The organism is Streptomyces sp. CT34 (genome assembly GCF_000805335.1).
Taxonomy (GTDB): domain Bacteria; phylum Actinomycetota; class Actinomycetes; order Streptomycetales; family Streptomycetaceae; genus Streptomyces.
The window spans coordinates 7,550,859-7,568,811 of sequence record NZ_KN708638.1; the positions used below are offsets into that span (position 1 = coordinate 7,550,859).

Consider the following 17,953-nt stretch of genomic DNA (forward strand, 5'->3'; position numbering starts at 1 on the left):
GCCCGCGGTCAGCCGGCCGGTTCCGGCCGACCCAGCCACGCGTACGCGGCCCGCGCGGTGAACTCCCGCCGGCCGCCCTCGAAGAGCAGCCCGGCAGCGGCGAAGGCCGGATCCCCGGCGGTTTCGGCCAGATACGGGACCGCGATACACCGCATGCCCGCCCGGTGCGCCGCCAGCGCACCGGGCGCCGCGTCCTCCAGCACCACACAGGCACCGGGCGCGACACCCATCCGGCGCGCGGCCTCCAGGAACACATCGGGCTCCGGCTTGCCGCGCGGCACCTCCTCGGCCGACACCAGCGTGGTCAGCAGCGCATCCAGCCCGGTACCGGCCAGCACCGCCTCGATCGCGGCCCGTGACGACCCCGACGCCACCGCCATCGGATGCCCGCCCGCGGCCAGCAGCGCCACCAACTCCCGCATCTCCGGGAACACTTCGGTATGCGCCCGGGCCAGCTCCAGATAGACGCGGTTCTTGACGGCCAGCAGTTCCTCGACCGGTGCGTCGATGCCGTACTCGCGCGCCAGGATCTCCAGCGTCTCGCGGGTGCCGATCCCGATGAAGCGGGCGTGCCGCTCCCAGGTGAAGTCCGTGACGCCGTAACCGGCCAGCAGCCGGCGCCCCGCCTCGAAGTAGTTCGGCTCGCTGTCCACCAGTGTGCCGTCGAGATCGAAGATGACCGGGGTCGGTGGGGCGGACGTGGTGGACGAGGCGGCGGGGGAGCCGGGGGCGCTGCAGGCACTCATGCCGTCCAGCATGCCAAGCCGCCCGCCCGGCCGGCCCGCACACCCGCCCCCGTCAGGCGCTCCGCGTCACGCCGTCCCGGGCTTCCGGGCGGTCGTGCCCACCGACTCCACCAGCGGCAGCATCCGGTGCGGCACCCGCTCGCGCAGCGCCACCTCCGTCCGCGTACGCACCACGCCCGGCAGGCTGATCAGCCGCTGGATCACATCCTCCAGATGCGCCGCGTCCCGGGCCACCACCCGGGTCAGCAGGTCCCCGCCGCCGGTCGTCGAGAACGCCTCGATGATCTGCGGCACCCCGGCCAGCGCAGCGGCGACCTCCTCCAGGTGCCCCTGCGTCACCTCGATGTGCACGAAGGCCAGTACCGGATGCCCGAGCGCGGTCGGCGAGAGCCGGGGTCCGTACGTGGTGATCACACCCTCGCGCTCCATCCGGTCCAGCCGCGCCTGCACCGTCCCCCGGGCGACCCCGAGCACCCGGGCGTACTCCCGCACGCTGGTGCGCGGCTGCTCCAGCAGCAACCGGAGGATCTTCGCGTCCAGCGCGTCCACGGCCATGGCTCCACGGCCTCCTCAGGTCGGCGGGCGGTCAGCGGGCGGAGCGGTCCGCCGGCGGTCGGATCGTTCCGGGGGATAGATCCATTATCCCTGCGCGAGACCCCTCCGGGCACCGTCCGGAAGGACGATCTTCGGCCGGATTCGCGCCCTTAGCGTGGTGCCGACCACCCGATGCGCCCGCAATCTCCGGAGCACGTATGACGCACGACAACCCCGCCCACCACCCCACCGAGGACGAACTCGCCGCACTGGCCGCCGAACTGGTCGGCATGGCCGCGGAGGACAACCGCACCGCCCACCGCGCCAACAGCGAGGACTTCGCCGACCAGTTGGCCTGGCGCCGGCTGACCGCCCGGCACGGCGACCGGCTCGGCGAGATCATGGACCGGTACGGCTGGCCGACGGCCGGCCTGGTCGGCGCCGAGGCCGCGCGGAGCGCCTGGCTGCTCGCCCAGCACGCCGACCGCCGGCTGGAGGTCCAGCGCCGGGCCCTGCAGCTGATGGAGCGGGCGGTGGCGGCGGGCGCGGCCGGCCCCCGCGAGGCGGCCTTCCTGCGCGACCGCACGCTGGTGAACGAGGGGCACCGGCAGATCTACGGCACCCAGATCGCCGGCGTACGGGACGGCGTACCCGTTCCGTGGCCGTGCGAGGAGCCGGAGCGGATGGACGAACGCCGGGCGGAGGTGGGCATTCCGCCCTTCGCCGAGTACGTGGCCCAGTTCTCCTGAGGCACCGTCAGGTGACGGACAGCGTGCACCTGCCCTCGGCGGCCGAGCTGTCGCCCACGTAGATGTCGATGGCGCCGGGCTCCAGCAGGAACTCACCGTGCGGGTCGTGGGTGAAGAACCCCAGGTCCTCGGCGCCCAGCCGGAACCGCACGGTCCGGCTCCCGCCCGGCGCCAGCGTCACCCGCCGGAAGCCGCGCAGCCGGCGGACCGGTTGGGCGAGGGCGGCGGCGCGGTCATGGACGTAGAGCTGGACGACCTCGTCGCCCGGCCGGGGACCGGTGTTGGTGACGGTCGCCGCGACCTCCACGGTGCCGCCCCTGCGGAGGGCGTCCACCGGGATCCGGTCGCGGCTGAGCGCGGGCGGCCCCGTACGGAACGTCGTATAGCTCAGGCCGTGGCCGAACGGGAACTGCGGCCCGTCGGGGAGGTCGAGGTATTTCGAGGTGAATTTGTCGTCGGGGTCGTAAGGGCGGCCGGTGTTCTCGTGGTTGTAGTGGATGGGGATCTGGCCGACCGCGCGCGGGAACGAAACGGGCAGCTTGCCACCGGGGTTGACCCGGCCGAACAGCACATCGGCGATGGCGTTGCCGGCCTCGATCCCGGGGTGCCACGCCTCCAGCACCGCGGGCGCGCGGTCCAGCCAGCCGCCGACGGTCAGCGGACGCCCGTTGACCAGCACGACCGCGAACGGCCTGCCGGTACGGGCGATCGCCTCGATCAGCTTCTCCTGGGCGCCCGGCAGGCCGATGTCGCTCCGTGCGGCGGCCTCACCGCTGAGCGCCGCGGGCTCACCGACCACCACGAAGGTCATCCCGGCGGAGCGGGCCGCCGCCACGGCCGCCGGAATGCCGCTGATGTCGTCGCCCTCCGCCGCGACCCCCCGTTCGTAGCGCACGGTGCCGCCCGGCACGGCCTTCCGGACGGCGTCGAGGACCGTCACGGCGGGGAACCGCTGCGCCGCGGGCGGCAGGACCCAGGTCCCCAGCAGATCACCGGAATCGCCGAACGGCCCCACCACCGCGATCGCCCCCACGGACCGGCCGACCGGGAGCACTCCCTTCTCGTTCTTCAGCAGCACCATCGAGCGGGCGGCGGCCGAGCGTGCCGCCGCCCGCGCCTCCGGCGTCGGCGCCCCGATCTCGCGCCCCTCGTCCACATACGGACGCGCGAAGAGGCCGAGCGCGAACTTCAGCCGCAGAATCCGGGAGACCGCGTCGTCCACCCGCTGCTCGCTGATCTTCCCCTCCCGCACCAGCCGCTTCCCGTACGTGACCATGGTGGTGCTGGTCATCTCCATGTCCACACCGGCCCGCAGGGCGAGCCGGGCGGCCTGCGCACCGTCCTGTGCGACGCCGTGCGGGATCAGCTCCTGGACCCCGTTCCAGTCGCTGACCACCATGCCGTCGAAGGACCACTCCTGCTTCAGGATGTCGGTGAGGGTGCGCGGGTTGGCGTGCGCGGGGACGCCGCCGATGGTGTTGAACGAGGCCATCACCGTGGCCACCCCGGCGTCGACCGCGGCCCTGAACGGCGGCAGGTACAGATTCCGCAGCCGGGCCTCGGAGACATCCACGGTGTTGTAGTCGCGCCCGCCCTCCGCACCCCCGTACGCCACGAAGTGTTTGGCGCAGGCGGCGATCCGGTCCGCGGCGGAGAGGTCCGCGCCCTGATACGCACGGACCTTGGCGGCGGCGAACGCGGCCGTCAGATACGGATCTTCGCCGTTGCCCTCGGCGATCCGACCCCAGCGCGGCTCATGCGTCACATCCATCATCGGCGCGAACGTCCAGTGCACGCCGTTGGAGCGGGCCTCCTTCGCCGAGACCTCGGCGTCCCGCGCCGCGACCCGCGGATCGAAACCGGCGGCCTGGGCGAGCGGGATCGGAAACGTCGTCCAGAAACCGTGGATGACATCGAGCCCGAACAGCAGCGGAACGCCGAGCCGGGACTCCTCGACGGCGATCTTCTGGAGCGCATTGGTCGTCCGCGCCCCGAAGATGTTCAGCACCGAGCCCAACCGCCCCTGGCGCGCCGCCTGTTCGACCTCCTTCGTGCCGGGGCCGCCGGGGCCGGTGTTGTACGTCCACGGAAGCTGCTGGAGCTGGCCCAGCTTCTCCTCGAGAGTCATCCGCGCCAGCAGCGCGCGGACCTTGTCGTCGTACGGTCCCGGGCGGCGCGCCGCGGCGCCCGCGCCGGTCGCGGCCCCGGCGGTCCGGGGAAGCGCTTGCGCCTGGACCGGTCCGGTGCCCAGGAGCCCGGCGGTGGCCGCGGTACCCCCCGCGGCCAGCAGGGATCGACGTCGCAGCCCACTCATACCCGCACCTTTTCCATCCATCGTGGCGTAAAGGTTGTCCCAAGGCGTCAAGAGCTGAAGTGAACGTAGGTGGGCGGCAGTTGGGCGTCAAGACGCCGAACGCGCCGCTCCGTTCCGGCACCTGGGGCGAACGGGCGGCGAGGTGTGCGGACGTCCCTCCGGGCAACCGGAGTTGGCCGCCGTCCACCGCGCGTCGCATCATGCGGGGATGATCGAGAATTCCCCTTCCGCACTGCCGCCGGTGGAGCGGCTCGCGCGCTGCACGCCCGCCGACATGGCCGAGATCCTCGGTCACGGAGACGATGCCTTCGGCGTCGCGGAGTACGGCCTGACCTGGCTGCCCAAGGAGGAGCACTTCGGTATCCGGCGCGACGGCCGCCTGGTGGCGCATGCCGGCCTGCGGCTGCTGCCGACGGCGATCGGCGGGACCGAGACGCAAGTGGTGGGCGTCGGGGGTGTGGCCGTGGCTGCCGGCGTACGCGGGCAGGGGCTCGCCCGGCGGGTGGTGGCGGGCGCGCTGGAGCACGCCCGCACCATGGGACCGCGGTACGGGCTCCTCTTCTGCCGCGCCCCCCTCGTCGCCCTCTACGAACGGCTCGGCTGGCATGCGCTGCACGAGGAGGTGTGGGTCGAGCAGCCCGACGGTCCCGTGGTCATGCCGCTGCGGACCATGTGGACACCGTTGGGCGACGGCGCCCACTGGCCCACGGGCCCGGTCCGGCTGCTCTCGCTGCCCATGTGACCCCGGGCGCCGCCCATGTGACCCCGGACTGACGGGGTTCCTCGGCTCATGAACGGTCTCCGGACCGGTTGACCGCCAACGGGAAGAGGCGCCGGAGAATCGCCCGGCACACCGGGTTGCTGTGTGTCACGGCGTGTTCGAGCGGAACGGGGCGGCACCCCATCTTGTGTTTCGACTCGTACGCGGTCTGCGTCAGGTTGATCCTGCCCATTCCCAGGCGAATCGCCTCCGCGATGCCCTGGTAGTACGTGACCTGGTAGAGCCGCAGTTCACGCGAGCAGTCGTAATCGATGCCGATGCGCATCGCCACCGCGGTCTTCTCCCCGAACAAGCAGACCAGGAACCCCACCAGGCGGTCCTGCCGCCAGCAGGTGACCGCCCTGGCCGAGATCCGCGGGTCGGTGGAGAGCAGCGCCATGAATTCCGGTGTCCACACGTCCAGGCGGCTCTCCGCACGGTCGAGTACCGCTTCGTAGAGCGGCATCATGGCCGGTACGAGATCATCGAATCGCTCGCGTACCTCGATGGCCACGTCGTCGTGAGCGGAGAATCTCGCCAGATTGCGCCGGGCGGTGCTCCGGCCGTTCCTGGACAGGGACGAGATGTATTCGTCGAAGCTTCTGGCATGCAGGTCGAGCCAGGCATCGGGCATTCCCGGGGCCCGAAAGTATCCGGCTCCTTCCAGGGCCGGATCCAGCCACTCCAGGTCCGCCTGTGCGAAGTCCTTGAAGACGGTCCACCGGGCGCCCGCCGTGGCGGACAGTTGCCGTACCGCCTCCACCAGGAGGTGCGGCGCGGCCCCAGGGAGTCCGTCCGCCCGCAGAACTCTTCCTTCTCCCAGAAGGTGGCCACACACCAACATCCTGATACGCAGCGACCGTCCCAAGAGGCGGTGCAGCGGTCGCAGTGCTCGCCGGCCCTGGTGTCCCAGTATGTCTTCGAGGGCCAGAGCGGGGAACACACAGGTCGGCAATACGGCCTTTATCTGCTGCCCTTGTCCGAGCACGAGGTAGCGATAGGCATCCGGACCGATTCCGGTCCGTTCCATGGCCTGGAACAGCGCGTATTCGTAGATCGGGTCGTCGGGCGGCGCGAGTTTCCGCCACACCTCCGCCGGTATCTCGGAGACGCTGTCGGCCACCTCGACCCGCCAGCGGGTGTGCGCGGCCGTTGCCGTTCGTTCAGTGCCGGCCACCGTCACCCTCCAAGGGGACGGCGGACCGGTCCCGGCACTCGGTGACCTCCGCGTTCCGGCCGAAGACGCCGTGCAGCAGTTTGGTCACCGTGTCCGTCATGGCCTGGTCGGCGACGGGTTCCAGGAGGTCCGCCATTCCGGGCACCCCGAGATCGAAGCGGGCGCCGAACCGGACCGCGCTCCCTTCCGGGATCGGCACGATCGACCAGCCACCGGCGAGGGCGAACAGGTCGCCGTCGATGAGTTCGAAGTCGATTCTCAGACGTGCCTCGTCCAGACGGTCCCGTTCCCGCCACTTGAGAATCCCGCCGGCGAAGGCGACTTCCCAGGCGGAGATCCGGTCGTGGTCCGAACCGTGTTCCAGGGTTACGGAGTGCACCACTTCGGAATGCCGCGGGAAGCTGGCGAAATCCGACAGCGAGTCGAAAACCTTCTTCGGCTGTGCACCGGGAATGTGAAGAGCGACACGGACTTCGCGCACTGCACCCCCAAAAAAATAGGAGCCATGGACAGGAGAAGGCATGCTCTTCGGCGGCCTGGCGCGAGTCGGGAGAGCAACACGAACCGGGCGCAGCGTGCCCGCTGGGATTGCGGTCGGTGTGACGTTCTCTGTCCTGTCGGATAGGGCGGCGGCGCACCCCATGACAGAGGGGGACACCGCCGTGTGTTCCCGTACCGCCATGCTAGGACTCGTACGAGGGCGTACGCCCGCCAGGAGCTGCGACGTTCCGCCATCCGGTGGACGGCCCGCGAAACCGGAGGCGGGCAACGCCCCCGCCCGAATACGGGTGTGGCAGCTGAACGCATTCCGCGGATCGGTCGATTCCGGTCGCTCCGGTGGTGACCTGTCCGACACCTCCATAGCATGTTCCTCGGTTCCCGAAGTAACGGTGTGCGACGTCCGATCAATTCCGTGTTCCGGTCGAATCGGTGGGAACGGCAGTGTGCGAAGGCCGGGGCGGGTGCGACACAGAAGGGCCCGACAGAGAAGGGTCCGACAGAGAAGGGTCCACCGCCTCCCCGTTCTCACCTGGAGAATTCCCGAGGGAAGGACACAACACCCATGTGGCAGACCGAAGTCGGGCGCCGACCACTGAATGTGCTCCTCACCGGGGCGACCGGAGTGGTGGGCAGCGCCCTGCTGCCGCACCTCGGCACGCACAATGTCACCTGTCTCGTCCACGAGACCGCGCTGAGTGCGCCGAGCGTGAAGACCGTGCACGGAGACATCAGATTGCCCGGCTTGGGACTGTCCCGTGGCGAGTTCAAGGAACTCTGCGCGGTGATCGATGTGATCGTGCACGCCGCGGCCGACACCAGCTTCCGCGCCGAGTCCGCTCTGGTCGAAACCAATGTCGCGGGTACCCGGCGGATCGTCGAACTCGCCCGGGAATCCGACGCGCGGCTGGTGTACGTCAGTACCGCGTTCTCCGGTCTGGGCGCCGACGGCGGATCACCGGCACCGGCATACGCCAGGACCAAGGCGCAGGCCGAGGAACTCGTGACTGCGAGCGGCCTGCCGGCGGTCGTCGTCCGGCCCTCGATCATCGTCGGCGACTCCCGTACCGGCCATATCGCCCGGCATCAGGGGTTTCACAAGGTGATCGGCGCGATGATGTGCGGCCAGGTCCCCCTCATCCCGCTGGACCCCACCCGACTGGTCGACTTCGTGCCCCAGGACGTCGTGGCGAAGCACATCGCCGACCTCCTCGAAGAGCGGTCCGACCGGACGAAACTGTGGCTGACGGCCGGATCGCGCGCCCTGCAGATCGGCGAGATCATCAACGAGATCCACACCACCGCGGCGGAACTGGGCCGGCCCCTTCCGACCATGCGCTTCGTCGGCGAGGATCTGTACGAACGGCTCATCGTGCCGGTGTTCCTCCGGGCTCTGCCGGAGGATACCCAGAGGATGATCAAAGCCCTCGCCGAGCAGCTGACCCCCTATGTGTCCGGACGCAGTCCGTTCCCCAGTGATGTGGCGGAACTACCCGACCAGATAGAGACATTGCGCGCCTCCGCGCGCAGGTGGGCGAAGGCGAGCGGTTTCCCTGCGCGCGACGCGTCGGGAGCCGTGCAGTGAGCCCGGCGGATTCCGGCCGGCTGCGGACGGTCGCGCTGGAGCATCTCCGCGATCACGCCAATCGCGGCTACGCCCGCATCGCCTCACTGCTCGGCCTGCCGATGGAGGTGCGGTCGGCGGGAGTCCTGGTGTACGACGAGGAGGACACCCCCTATCTCGACTGCGGTGGATACGGCGTGTTCCTCCTGGGGCACCGCCACCCGGACGTCGTCGACGCCGTCGCGGGCCAGTTGGGCAGACATCCGCTGTCCACGCGTGCACTGGTCGAGCCGAGGATGGCGTCCGCGGCACAGGCGCTGACGTCGGTGGCACCCGCCGGCATGCAGTACGCCTTCTTCGTCAACTCGGGTGCCGAAGCAGTAGAGTTGACGATGAAGCTCGCCCGTGCGAACGACTGCCGCCGACTGATAGCGGCCCAGGGAAGCTTCCACGGAAAGACGTTGGGCGCGCTCAGCGCCACAGGGAACGACCGGTACCGCACCGGTCTCGAACCGCTGCTATCGGGCGTGGAGTTCGTCCCGTTCGGCGATGTCGAAGCCCTGAGAGCCGCACTGCGAAGCGACCCGGCGCGGGCCTGCGTGCTGCTGGAGCCGGTCCAGGCCGAGGGCGGGGTGCGCATCCCTCCGGGGGGCTACCTCCGGCAGGTGCGGGAGCTGTGCGAGGAGTTCGGCGCCCTGCTCGCCATGGACGAGATACAGTCCGGGCTCGGCCGCCTCGGATCCTGGTGGGGGTGCGACGAGGACGGTGTGCGCCCGGACCTTATGACGACCGGGAAGGTGCTCAGCGGCGGGGTCGTGCCGGTTGCCGCGACACTGGCCACGGCCGAGGTCTACGAAGTCCTCAACCAGGACCCGCTGTTCCACTCCTCGACCTACGGCGGCAACCCCCTCGCGACGGTGGCCGCGGCCACCACGATCGACGTACTGCGGCGGGACCGCCTGATCGAGCGGGCCGGAGCACTCGGCAGCCGGCTGCTGCCGGAGATATCCGGCGCGCTCGCCGCCGCCGGCCCGCGGTCCATCCGGGGGGTCCGTGGCCGCGGACTGCTCATCGGGATCGAGTTCGCCTCCGAAGCGCAGGCCGGACTGTTCCTGACCCATATGCTCCGGGAGCGTGTGCTGACCTCGTACACGCTCAACGCCAGCAGGGTGATCCGGCTGACCCCGCCGGCGATCCTGGAACCCGACCACATCAGCTGGCTGCTGCGTTCCCTGGAACGGTCCGCGGTGGCGCTGGCCGGCGCGTGAACCGGGCCGTGCTACGGCCTCCGGATGTCACGCGGCGGCCTCCGGATGTCACGACGGGCTTCACGCGCCGAGCCGGGCGCGGATGGCCGAGGCGAGTTCGGTGACACCGGCGTCCTTCAGCGCGCTGTAGTGGTCGGCGTCGAGGGTGACCACGGTGGGGGGTGCGACGGAGTAGCCGGACCAGGTGTCGATGAACGAGTCGTCGTCACCGGTGGACTTGAAGACGGTGACCGGTACGCGGAGTCGCCGTTCGGCCAGTTCGCGCCCGTTGTACTGGAACTCGTACGTCCGCGCGACGATCCGGGTGATCCGGCGGATCAACTCCTCCTCCAGCGCGGGGAGCAGGCCGTGGATGAAGCGGACGAAGCTGGTCTCGTCGCGGACGGCCGTTAAGCACTGGTCGAGGTCGGGCCCGGTGATCGAGCCGGTGAAGACGGAGAACAGGATCGTCAGATACGCCGGGTTGGCATAGGACGCCTGACGCCCGTAGCGGTCGGCGTTGGCATGGTGCACCTTCGGGTTGCCGGGGCAGAGCAGCAACAGGTTGTCCACCGACCGGCCGGACCGTTCGAGCTGCCATGCGGCCTCGAAGGCGACCCGGGCGCCGAAGGAGTAGCCCCACAGGGTGTACGGGCCTTCCTGCTGCACGCGCCGGATCTCGGCGAGGTCGGCGGTGGCCATCTCGGCGAGGGTCGGGTAGGGCTCCTCGCCGGGGTTGACGCCGTGTGCCTGGATTCCGTGGAACGGCCGGCCCATGGCCGCCTGTCGTGCGAGCAGACGCAGGTTCATCGGGTAGCCGCCCAGTCCCGGCCAGCAGAAGACGGGCCGTCCGGCGCCCGTGTCGTGCAGCGGTACCAGCCGGGAGGACGGGCGGGTGGTGGAGTCGGTGATGCGGGCGGCGAGGTCGACCAGTTTCGGGTGCTCGAAGACGACCTGGAGCGGTAGCCGGGTGCCGAACTCCCGGTTGATCGTCAAGATGAGCTCGACGGCGGTGAGGGAGTCGCCGCCGCAGGCGAAGAAGTCGTCCTCGACCGAGACGTTGTCGTACTCCAGGGCCTTGCCCCACGCCTCGGCGAGCCACTTCTCGTGCCGGGTGGCCGGAGCGACGAACGGGGTGCTGCGGTCCGCGGACCGCACCTGGTCGCAGGCGGTGAGCGCCTTGACGTCGACCTTCCCGTTCGCCGTCAGCGGCAACCTGTCGAGCACCAGGACCCGGTCGGGGACCATGTAGTCGGGCAGGATACGGACCAGCTCGTCCTTGATGATCTCGGCCGGTCCCTTCATGTGGACGGTGTCCTCGCGCATGCCCTCGCTGCGGATCTGCGCGTCGCTGACCTTGCCGCCGAGGACGAAGTACGAGGGGCCGGTGGGGATGCCGCAGGAGGCCAGTATGTCGTCGATGCGCCGGGCGGCGGGCAGGGGATGTTCCGTCTTCGAGCTGTATCCCGAGGACATCAACCCGAGCTGTAGGCCGTTGCGTTGCAGGTGGTGGAGTTTCCGGCCCAGGACCATGTAGTCCAGCCACGGCTGGTCGGCGCGGCTGACGGCGGTGATGCCGAAGCTCGCTCGCCGGTAGACCTGCTGGTTGATGGCGATGACATGCTTGGCCAGCACGAGGTCGTCCGAGATGCGCGTCAACTCGCCACCGGTGTAGCGGTACTGGCCCGCGGGCAGGTCCGGAACGCCTCCCGGATGGGACTGCACATAGAGCTCGGTGGGGTCCGGCCACGGTTCACCGCCGGCCGGACGGATGGCGAACGTCCCCAGGTAGCAGTCCTCGTCGGCGACGTCCAGGAGGTCCTTGGCGGATGCGTCGTGGGCCAGCGGCCGGATGGTCAGCCCGTACTCCGGCAGCACCTGCTCGAAGAGTCCGGCCATGTGCCCGGCTTCGATCTCCAGAACTTCCCGGATGTTGTTCCGGTACACCGGTTCGATGGCCCGCTTGCAGCCGAGGAAGTGCACCCGCAGTCGGCCCGGCGACCGGTGGGAGGCGGGGCCGATCCGGACCAGGGCGTGGTCGACGGGGTGGTAGTAGTACGTGCCGGCCTCAAGTCCCGCCGTTCCGCCGCCGGTTTCCAGGTACAGCTGTGTGGCGTACAGGGCTCCCGGGGAGGCGTAGGCGTACTTCGGCAGCAGTCGCTGGTCACTGTGGTACGCGCCGAACCAGCGCAGCAACTCGCCCAGTTCCGCGAACGTCAGCTCGTCCAGTCCCCGGGGCGGGCCGTCTGGCGGGTGTACGGCGAGCAGGGCCAGCAGCCCGGCCCGGGTGACCGGGCCGCCGTCGTAGAAGCGGTAGGTCTTGCGGGCGAAGACCTCCCTGCGCTGCCGGGACGTCTCCTGTCTGCCGGGCAACTCCACCACGGGCCGGCCGGCGAGCTGTTCGCGGCGGCGCACGCCCGGGTTGGACAACTGCGCCTTGACCTGAAGCCTGCTGGCCTTGGACTGGTGGTGGGCACCGTGGTTGCCCTGGTCCATCAGCGCCGCTTCCTTGGGGTTCAGCTCGACGCAGGCGACCAGGTTCGCCGAGCCGGTGCGCCGGTTGTCGGCGAGGACCACGGCCGCGCGCCTGACCCAGATGTGCTCCTCGATGGCCAGCGCGACCTCGTCGAGCTCGACGCGGCAGCCGTGCAGCTTGACCTGGTTGTCGACCCGGCCGGCGAACTGGATGGTGCCGTCCGGGTTCCAGTACGCCAGGTCGCCGGTGCGGTACAGGCGTTCCGTGGGGGCGAACGGCGAGGTGATGAAGCGTTCCCGGGTCTGTTCGGGCTGGTTCAGGTATCCGCGGGCCAGTTGGGTGCCGCCGATGTACAGCTCGCCCAACTCCTTGATGCCCACCGGCGCCAGGCCGGCGTCGAGGATGAAGCACTGGGTGTCGCCGACCGGCGCCCCGATCGACACACTGCCCGTGCCGTCACCGGCCGCGCCCGGGTCCACCGGCCAGGCGGTGGCGTTGATGGTGGCCTCCGTCGGCCCGTACAGGTTGACGAGCGAGACCCACGGAAGCTCGTCGGCCAGCGCGCGGGCCAGCCGCCACGACAGCGCCTCACCCCCGGAGAACACCTGCCGCAGCGAGGTGCACAGGCCCAACTCCTCGGTGTCCAGCAGTGCTTGCAGCAGCGTGGGCACGCACTGCAGGGTGGTCACCTGGTGCTTGATGACAGCGGCGACCAAGCCCTGCGGGTCCCGATGGATGCCCTGTGCGCCCATGACGACCCGGCTGCCGACGGCCGGGGCGAGGATCTCCCACTGGGCCGCGTCGAAACTCATCGGGGTCTTCTGCAGCACGGTGACGTCCTGGCCCAGGTACCCGTGGCCGTGCATCCAGCGCATCTGGGAAGCGATGCTGCGGTGCTCGATCATCACACCCTTCGGTCTGCCGGTGCTGCCGGAGGTGTAGATGACGTACGCCAGCGAGTCCGGCCGCACCGTTACGGAGGCGGGCGGGGTGCGGCAGTTCCGCACGTCGGCCGGGACGACGATCCGGGTGCCCGCCGGGGCCAGTCCGGCCAGCTGGGCGGCCAGATGGCGTTGGGTGACGATGACGCGCGTCCGGCTGTCGTCGATCATGTAGCGCAGCCGGTCCTCCGGGTACTCCGGCGACAGCGGCAGGTATGCGGCTCCGGCGAACAGGATGCCCCACACCCCGGTCATCAGCTCCAGGGACGGTTCGACGAACAGCCCGACGCTCTGCTCCGGATCCGCACCGAGCGGACCGAGAGACGCCGCGAGTCGGTGCGCCGACTCCACGAGCTCGCGGTACGTCAGACACCGGTCGCCGCAGACCACCGCGACGGTGTCGGGCCGCTCCGCGACCTGCTGGTTCAGCAGGTCGGGCAGGCAACCCATGCCGGTGTGGTCGATCGGTGCGCGACGCGGTTCGGTCTTCACAGTCTTCCTCTGCTGGCCGAGAACTGTTGGGACGGGGCCGTGGCGGTCGCCCCGGCCGTCGCCCGGAGCGGCCTGTGCCGCTCGGGCCGGGCCGGTACCGCGGCCACGACGACAGGCGTGACGCCGAGCAGCTGCGGGGGCGTTGACACCGCTCCGCTCCACCGACAGGCGCTGCCGGCAGCAACACCGTCACCGGCTGATCCACATCGACCAGGGCCGTCACGCCCGGCGGCCGGGTGGCAGACGGCCGCGGACAACGGACAGCAGACGGCGCCGACGTGCGCCACCCCCGACGCCCGAGCACGCCGCCGTCACGCCCTGCGCTGCGTGATCCGCCCCGTATTGCCGTGGATCCAGGCATTGCCCTGGATCCAGCACCGTATCTCCGCGCGGGTCGCGCCGGGGCGTGACCGACAGTGCACATGTGCGCACGACACCATCTCCGATTCGCTGCGAGTGCGCCGGGGATGCCGGACGACGCTGATCGCCACGCCGGCCCACAGGTGGTGAACCGACGGGGGTGGGGGGTGAGACGGACATCGCCCGGCGACCCCGCCTCGGCATGAGGTCGTACCTCTGGTCCCCGACGCCGACGTAGCGACCTCGCCCGGGCGGCTGTCTTCCCAGCCCTCCGGCCGCACATGCGGCTCAGGCGAAATCAGCCCTCATCAGGTCCCCGGCCGCTCAGCCGGGTTTCCGTTCCCTCAACGGAACTGCACTGATGTCTTCACCCAACGATACGCTCGACGCGGCCAAGCCTCACACTCGGGCGCCTGTCCCGGCGTTGGGGCCCGAGCTCGGCCGGGGCAGGCGCCACGTCGGGGCGGGTCATCCGGCCCGGCCGGTCGGCGGCCCGACGGGCGGAGTGCCCCGGCCCGCGGACGCCAGTACGGCGGCGCCCGCGGGGTCGGCGGCCAGCGCCTCCTCGAAGCCGTCCTTCGGCAGCACCGTGTTCCCGGTGAGGGTGACTCCGCTCGGCGGGGTGTCGGCCTCGGCCGGGCGGTCGTCCCAGAAGTTGTCGAGGAAGGCCACGTTCTCCAGCGGGGGCGTCACCCGCAGGACGATCGGGGCGTCGCTGCGGTGCACGACGTTGCCCTGCACGGTGACCCAGGCGGCGCCGTAGTCGGTGTAGAGGCCGAAGTTGTAGCGGGTGACGGTGTCGCGGACGACATTGCCCCGTACCAGCGTGCCGTCGGTGCACGAGGTCCCCTGCCGGCCGTTGAGGTAGATGCCGCCGCCGTCGGCCAGCACCGTCATGGTGTGGTGGATGAGGTTCTCGACGATCCGGACCCGGGCGGCCCGGCTGCCACCGGTGACGACGATCCCGCTGTAGGGCACGTCGTGGATCTCGTTGTGAGCCACCGTCACCTCGCGTGCGTCCATGACCCAGAGGGCGGGTGAGCCGTGGTACTCGCGGCCGATGTGGTGGATCAGGTTCCGCTCGATCCGGGTACCGGTGCCGGAGGCGACGGTCACGGCGCTTCCGGAGACGTCGTCGATCCGGTTGCCGACGATCGCGTTGTCACGGCCCGGGCCGGCGAGGCCGATCGCCCCGGCACCGAGCCGGGTGAACCTGTTGTCGCGCAGTGCGACCCGCACGGCGGCGGTGAACTCGACGTGGGCCGGCAGGAACCGGGGTTCTGCCGGGACCGTCACATGGGCGTCGCCTTCGGCGAGTTCGACCTTGTGCAGCTCTCCGCCGCCGTAGTAGCTGTCGGCCAGAAGTGCAGGAACCCGTGGGGGCCGTCCGGTTCGGTCCAGCCGGCGTGGGAGAAGGTCAGGCCGCGCACCGTCACATCGTGCTGCGGATTCCCCTCGGTTCCCCGGCCGACGACGAGCTTCTCCAGGACCGGGACGATGAACTCGGCTTCGGCCGGGTCTTCTTCGGGCAGCGGCAGGTAGTGCAGGACATGGCGCCCCGGGCTGCGTCGGTCGAGGGCGACGACGATGTCGCTCTACCGGCACGTGCCCGGCAAGGCGGAGCTGATCGAGCTGATGCGGGACGCCGTGGTCGGGGAACTCGACCTGGCCGCACCGGACCACCCCGAGCCCGAGGACGCCGACTGGCGCGGCGGCCTGGCTGCGTGGGCCCGCGCGCACTGGGCCCTGCACCTGCGGCATCCGTGGTTCGTGCACACCGCCGGCAGCCGTCGGCTGCCCGGCCCGAACATCATGGCCGACTACGACCGCGCGCTGCGGATCGCCGAGGGGACGGGGCTGCGGGCTTCCGAGGTGGTCGCGGTGGTCTCGCTGGTCGGCGGCTTCGTGAAGACCGCCGCCCAGCAGGTCCACGAAGTCCTGCGCGAGGAACGGGAGTCCGGCGTCTCGAACGCGCCGTGGTGGCGCGGCCGGGAGGAACTGGTCGAGTACCTGTGCCCGTACCCGGCGCTCGGCCGTCTGTGGCAGGCCGGTGGCTTCGACGAGCCCGAGGATCCCTTCGACTTCGGTCTGGCCCGCACTCTGGACGGCGTCGAACTGCTCGTCCGGCGCCGCCGTGACGAAAAGCGTGACGTAACTGTCCCGCAGCACCACGCAGGGCGGTGTTCGGTCTGTGGCGCGGAGTTCGACGGGACGCACCGGGGGCGTCCACGGGACTACTGCTCCCGCGCCTGCCGGCAGCGGGCCTACCGGCAGCGCCGATCGGTATCCGCCGATCCCGGGGGATCCGCCAAGCCGTGAATGGGCGCGGCTCACGGCCGGCCGCCGGCGAATGCGTCGAGTGAACCATTGGCCCCCCGATGGCGGCCGAGCGGTGCCCTTCGCTGGGCCAATGGCCCAGTCATGGCAGTCACTGTTGAGCAATCGGCCGCCCAGGTGCTGAGATGTATGCGTCGATGGCGCTGCGGATCTCCGCGGCGCCTTTCTCATGTCGCGGTGCACCTGTGTGCGGAAGGGGCGGGGCAACTTGCTGAAGAAGGCGTTCGTGGCGCCGGATCCGGGGCGTATGCGGCTGCGGTCCGCGGCCCGGGCCGTGGTGGGGGTCGGGCTTGCCGTGGCGGCGTGCGGGCTGGCCGGACACTCGCTGGTCGCCGCGATCACCGGCGGTCTGGCCGCGCTGCTCGCCCTGTTCACGGTGACCGATCCGACGGTGCGCGGCCAGGCCGTGACGACCCTGTTGCTGCCGGTCGTCGGCCTCCCGGTGCTCGCCCTCGCCGCCCTGCTGCACGATCTGCCCCTCCTGCGTGACCTGGCGTTCCTCGCCGTCGTCGGGGCGGGGGTCCACGCCCGGCGGTGGGGGCCGCGCGGGCACTCGCTGGGCGTGTTCGCCTTCATGATCTTTTTTGCCGCGCAGTTCCTGCACACCGTTCCCGGTCAGCTCCCCGAGTCGTCCACCGCGGTGCTGCTCGGGCTCGCGGCGTCGTCGGTGGTGCGTTTCGGGGTGTGGTGCTACGAACGGCGGCTGCCGGCGCCCGCCGCGGTGGCCGCGCCGACCGGGGGGACGGGGCTCGCGCGGATCACCACGCGGCAGGCCGTGCAGGCGACCGTGGGGGCCGCTTTCGCGCTGGGCGCCGGGCAGGTGCTCTCCGACCAGCGGTGGTACTGGGCCGTGGGCGCCACATGGTGGGTGTTCGTGAACACCACCTCGCGGGGCGAGACGCTGGTGCGCGGGTTCCGGCGGTTCCTGGGAACGGTGCTCGGGGTCGTGCTCGGCTTCGCCATCGCCGTTCCGCTCCACGACGAGCCGGTCGCGGCTGCCGCGATCGTCGCCCTGAGCGTCTTCGCGATCTTCTACACCGCCGCGGTTTCCTACACCTGGATGATGCTGGCCGTGACCGTGATGGCGAGCATGCTGTACGGGCTGCTCGGCGTGCTCGATCCGGCGCTGCTCGCCCTGCGGGTGGGCGAGACGGTGGTCGGGGCCCTGGGCGCGCTGCTCGCGGTGCTGCTCGTCCTGCCGGTGACCACGCACTCCGTCACCGGCGAGCGGGTCGAGCAGGCCGTGCGGTGTGTGCACGCGTGCACCGCGGAGGCCGCCGCCCGGCTTGCCGGACGTGCCGATGCCGATCCGGCGCCGCTCGTTGCCGAGCTGGAGGCGATCCTGGGGCGCGTGCGGCTGTCGCTCGGCCCGCTGCTGCACCCGCTCAACCCGCTGCGACACCGCAAGGCGCGCGCCTGGCAGGTCGTGGCCTACCTGGACGAGTGCGCCGCGCAGGTACGGGGCCTGGCCGAGGTGGCGGCCGATCCGGCGGCCTCGCACGATGCCCGGCTGATCGCCGCCTGCCAGCGCGTGGAGGCCGTGGTGGGCACGCTGTTCGCGCCCGGCGGGGAGTCCGCGACCGCGCCCTACGGGCCGGCCGCCGCACCGGCCCACCACCCTGGCGCCGAGCGGGCGCTGGCGCATCTGCACAGCCTGGAGTCGGCGCTCACCGCGCTGGCACACCCCGTCCGCAGCGCACCGCGGGCGCCGTTCGCGACGTCCTGACGGGCGCGGGACCGGCGGGTGGCCGCCCACCC

13 protein-coding genes are annotated in these 17,953 nt (G+C 70.9%); 6 read left to right on the plus strand and 7 right to left on the minus strand.

From position 1 onward, the window contains the following. Positions 1-8: 8 nt before the first annotated feature. Positions 9-746, minus strand: coding sequence for an HAD family hydrolase (locus RZ84_RS32830; protein WP_052230608.1), 738 nt, complete (start codon positions 744-746; stop codon positions 9-11). A 66-nt stretch (positions 747-812) separates the two neighbouring features. Further along, positions 813-1,301: an Lrp/AsnC family transcriptional regulator gene (locus RZ84_RS32835; RefSeq protein ID WP_043268112.1), complete on the minus strand. Its 489-nt coding sequence runs from the start codon at positions 1,299-1,301 to the stop codon at positions 813-815. Between the two features lie 197 nt (positions 1,302-1,498). Here RZ84_RS32835 and RZ84_RS32840 point away from each other — a divergent pair, with 197 nt between their 5' ends. Beyond that, a complete protein-coding gene (locus RZ84_RS32840; protein ID WP_052230331.1) occupies positions 1,499-2,029 on the plus strand; it encodes a DUF6624 domain-containing protein in 531 nt (176 codons plus the stop codon). 7 nt (positions 2,030-2,036) lie between these two features. Here RZ84_RS32840 and RZ84_RS32845 read toward each other — a convergent pair whose 3' ends face one another. Then, positions 2,037-4,343, minus strand: coding sequence for a glycoside hydrolase family 3 N-terminal domain-containing protein (locus tag RZ84_RS32845; RefSeq protein ID WP_078894439.1), 2,307 nt, complete (start codon positions 4,341-4,343; stop codon positions 2,037-2,039). 208 nt (positions 4,344-4,551) lie between these two features. Here RZ84_RS32845 and RZ84_RS32850 point away from each other — a divergent pair, with 208 nt between their 5' ends. Beyond that, the gene (locus tag RZ84_RS32850; protein WP_043271558.1) at positions 4,552-5,085 is read left to right on the plus strand and encodes a GNAT family N-acetyltransferase; all 534 of its coding nucleotides are present in this window, start codon (positions 4,552-4,554) and stop codon (positions 5,083-5,085) included. A 46-nt stretch (positions 5,086-5,131) separates the two neighbouring features. Here RZ84_RS32850 and RZ84_RS32855 read toward each other — a convergent pair whose 3' ends face one another. Both RZ84_RS32855 and RZ84_RS42555 read right to left on the minus strand, forming a co-directional pair. Beyond that, positions 5,132-6,280: a GNAT family N-acetyltransferase gene (locus RZ84_RS32855; RefSeq protein WP_052230332.1), complete on the minus strand. Its 1,149-nt coding sequence runs from the start codon at positions 6,278-6,280 to the stop codon at positions 5,132-5,134. Further along, on the minus strand, positions 6,267-7,142 hold the full coding sequence (locus tag RZ84_RS42555) for an SRPBCC family protein (protein ID WP_078894443.1): 876 nt from the start codon (positions 7,140-7,142) through the stop codon (positions 6,267-6,269). Before RZ84_RS42555 ends, RZ84_RS32855 begins: the two co-directional genes overlap by 14 nt. 201 nt (positions 7,143-7,343) lie before the next feature. Here RZ84_RS42555 and RZ84_RS32865 point away from each other — a divergent pair, with 201 nt between their 5' ends. Together RZ84_RS32865 and RZ84_RS32870 are read left to right on the plus strand one after the other, a co-directional pair. Continuing rightward, positions 7,344-8,363, plus strand: coding sequence for an SDR family oxidoreductase (locus RZ84_RS32865; RefSeq protein ID WP_052230334.1), 1,020 nt, complete (start codon positions 7,344-7,346; stop codon positions 8,361-8,363). After that, a complete protein-coding gene (locus tag RZ84_RS32870; protein ID WP_043268114.1) occupies positions 8,360-9,610 on the plus strand; it encodes an aspartate aminotransferase family protein in 1,251 nt (416 codons plus the stop codon). The genes RZ84_RS32865 and RZ84_RS32870 overlap by 4 nt, the downstream gene beginning before the upstream one ends. 60 nt (positions 9,611-9,670) lie before the next feature. Here the strand turns inward: RZ84_RS32870 and RZ84_RS32875 are convergent, their stop codons facing one another. Further along, the gene (locus RZ84_RS32875) at positions 9,671-13,456 is read right to left on the minus strand and encodes a non-ribosomal peptide synthetase family protein (RefSeq protein WP_107068326.1); all 3,786 of its coding nucleotides are present in this window, start codon (positions 13,454-13,456) and stop codon (positions 9,671-9,673) included. Between the two features lie 870 nt (positions 13,457-14,326). Beyond that, positions 14,327-15,154 (minus strand): right-handed parallel beta-helix repeat-containing protein, encoded by an 828-nt coding sequence (locus tag RZ84_RS37510; RefSeq protein ID WP_052230335.1) that lies wholly within the window; start codon positions 15,152-15,154, stop codon positions 14,327-14,329. A gap of 291 nt (positions 15,155-15,445) precedes the next feature. Between RZ84_RS37510 and RZ84_RS38525 the strand changes: the two genes are divergently transcribed. Continuing rightward, positions 15,446-16,177, plus strand: a complete 732-nt coding sequence (locus RZ84_RS38525) for a TetR/AcrR family transcriptional regulator C-terminal domain-containing protein (RefSeq protein ID WP_241777972.1) — start codon at positions 15,446-15,448, stop codon at positions 16,175-16,177. Positions 16,178-16,403: 226 nt separating this feature from the next. Next, complete coding sequence (locus RZ84_RS32890) at positions 16,404-17,921, plus strand: FUSC family protein (protein WP_043271570.1); 1,518 nt, start codon at positions 16,404-16,406, stop codon at positions 17,919-17,921. Positions 17,922-17,953: the final 32 nt, after the last annotated feature.

Coding starts and splice junctions, on each gene's coding strand:
- RZ84_RS32845 (WP_078894439.1), bottom strand. CDS start 4,343: ATGAGTGGGCTGCGACGTCGATCCCTGCTGGCCGCGGGGGGTACCGCG.
- RZ84_RS32865 (WP_052230334.1), top strand. CDS start 7,344: ATGTGGCAGACCGAAGTCGGGCGCCGACCACTGAATGTGCTCCTCACC.
- RZ84_RS42555 (WP_078894443.1), bottom strand. CDS start 7,142: ATGGAGGTGTCGGACAGGTCACCACCGGAGCGACCGGAATCGACCGAT.
- RZ84_RS32850 (WP_043271558.1), top strand. CDS start 4,552: ATGATCGAGAATTCCCCTTCCGCACTGCCGCCGGTGGAGCGGCTCGCG.
- RZ84_RS32830 (WP_052230608.1), bottom strand. CDS start 746: ATGAGTGCCTGCAGCGCCCCCGGCTCCCCCGCCGCCTCGTCCACCACG.
- RZ84_RS38525 (WP_241777972.1), top strand. CDS start 15,446: ATGTCGCTCTACCGGCACGTGCCCGGCAAGGCGGAGCTGATCGAGCTG.
- RZ84_RS32835 (WP_043268112.1), bottom strand. CDS start 1,301: ATGGCCGTGGACGCGCTGGACGCGAAGATCCTCCGGTTGCTGCTGGAG.
- RZ84_RS32875 (WP_107068326.1), bottom strand. CDS start 13,456: ATGGGTTGCCTGCCCGACCTGCTGAACCAGCAGGTCGCGGAGCGGCCC.
- RZ84_RS32840 (WP_052230331.1), top strand. CDS start 1,499: ATGACGCACGACAACCCCGCCCACCACCCCACCGAGGACGAACTCGCC.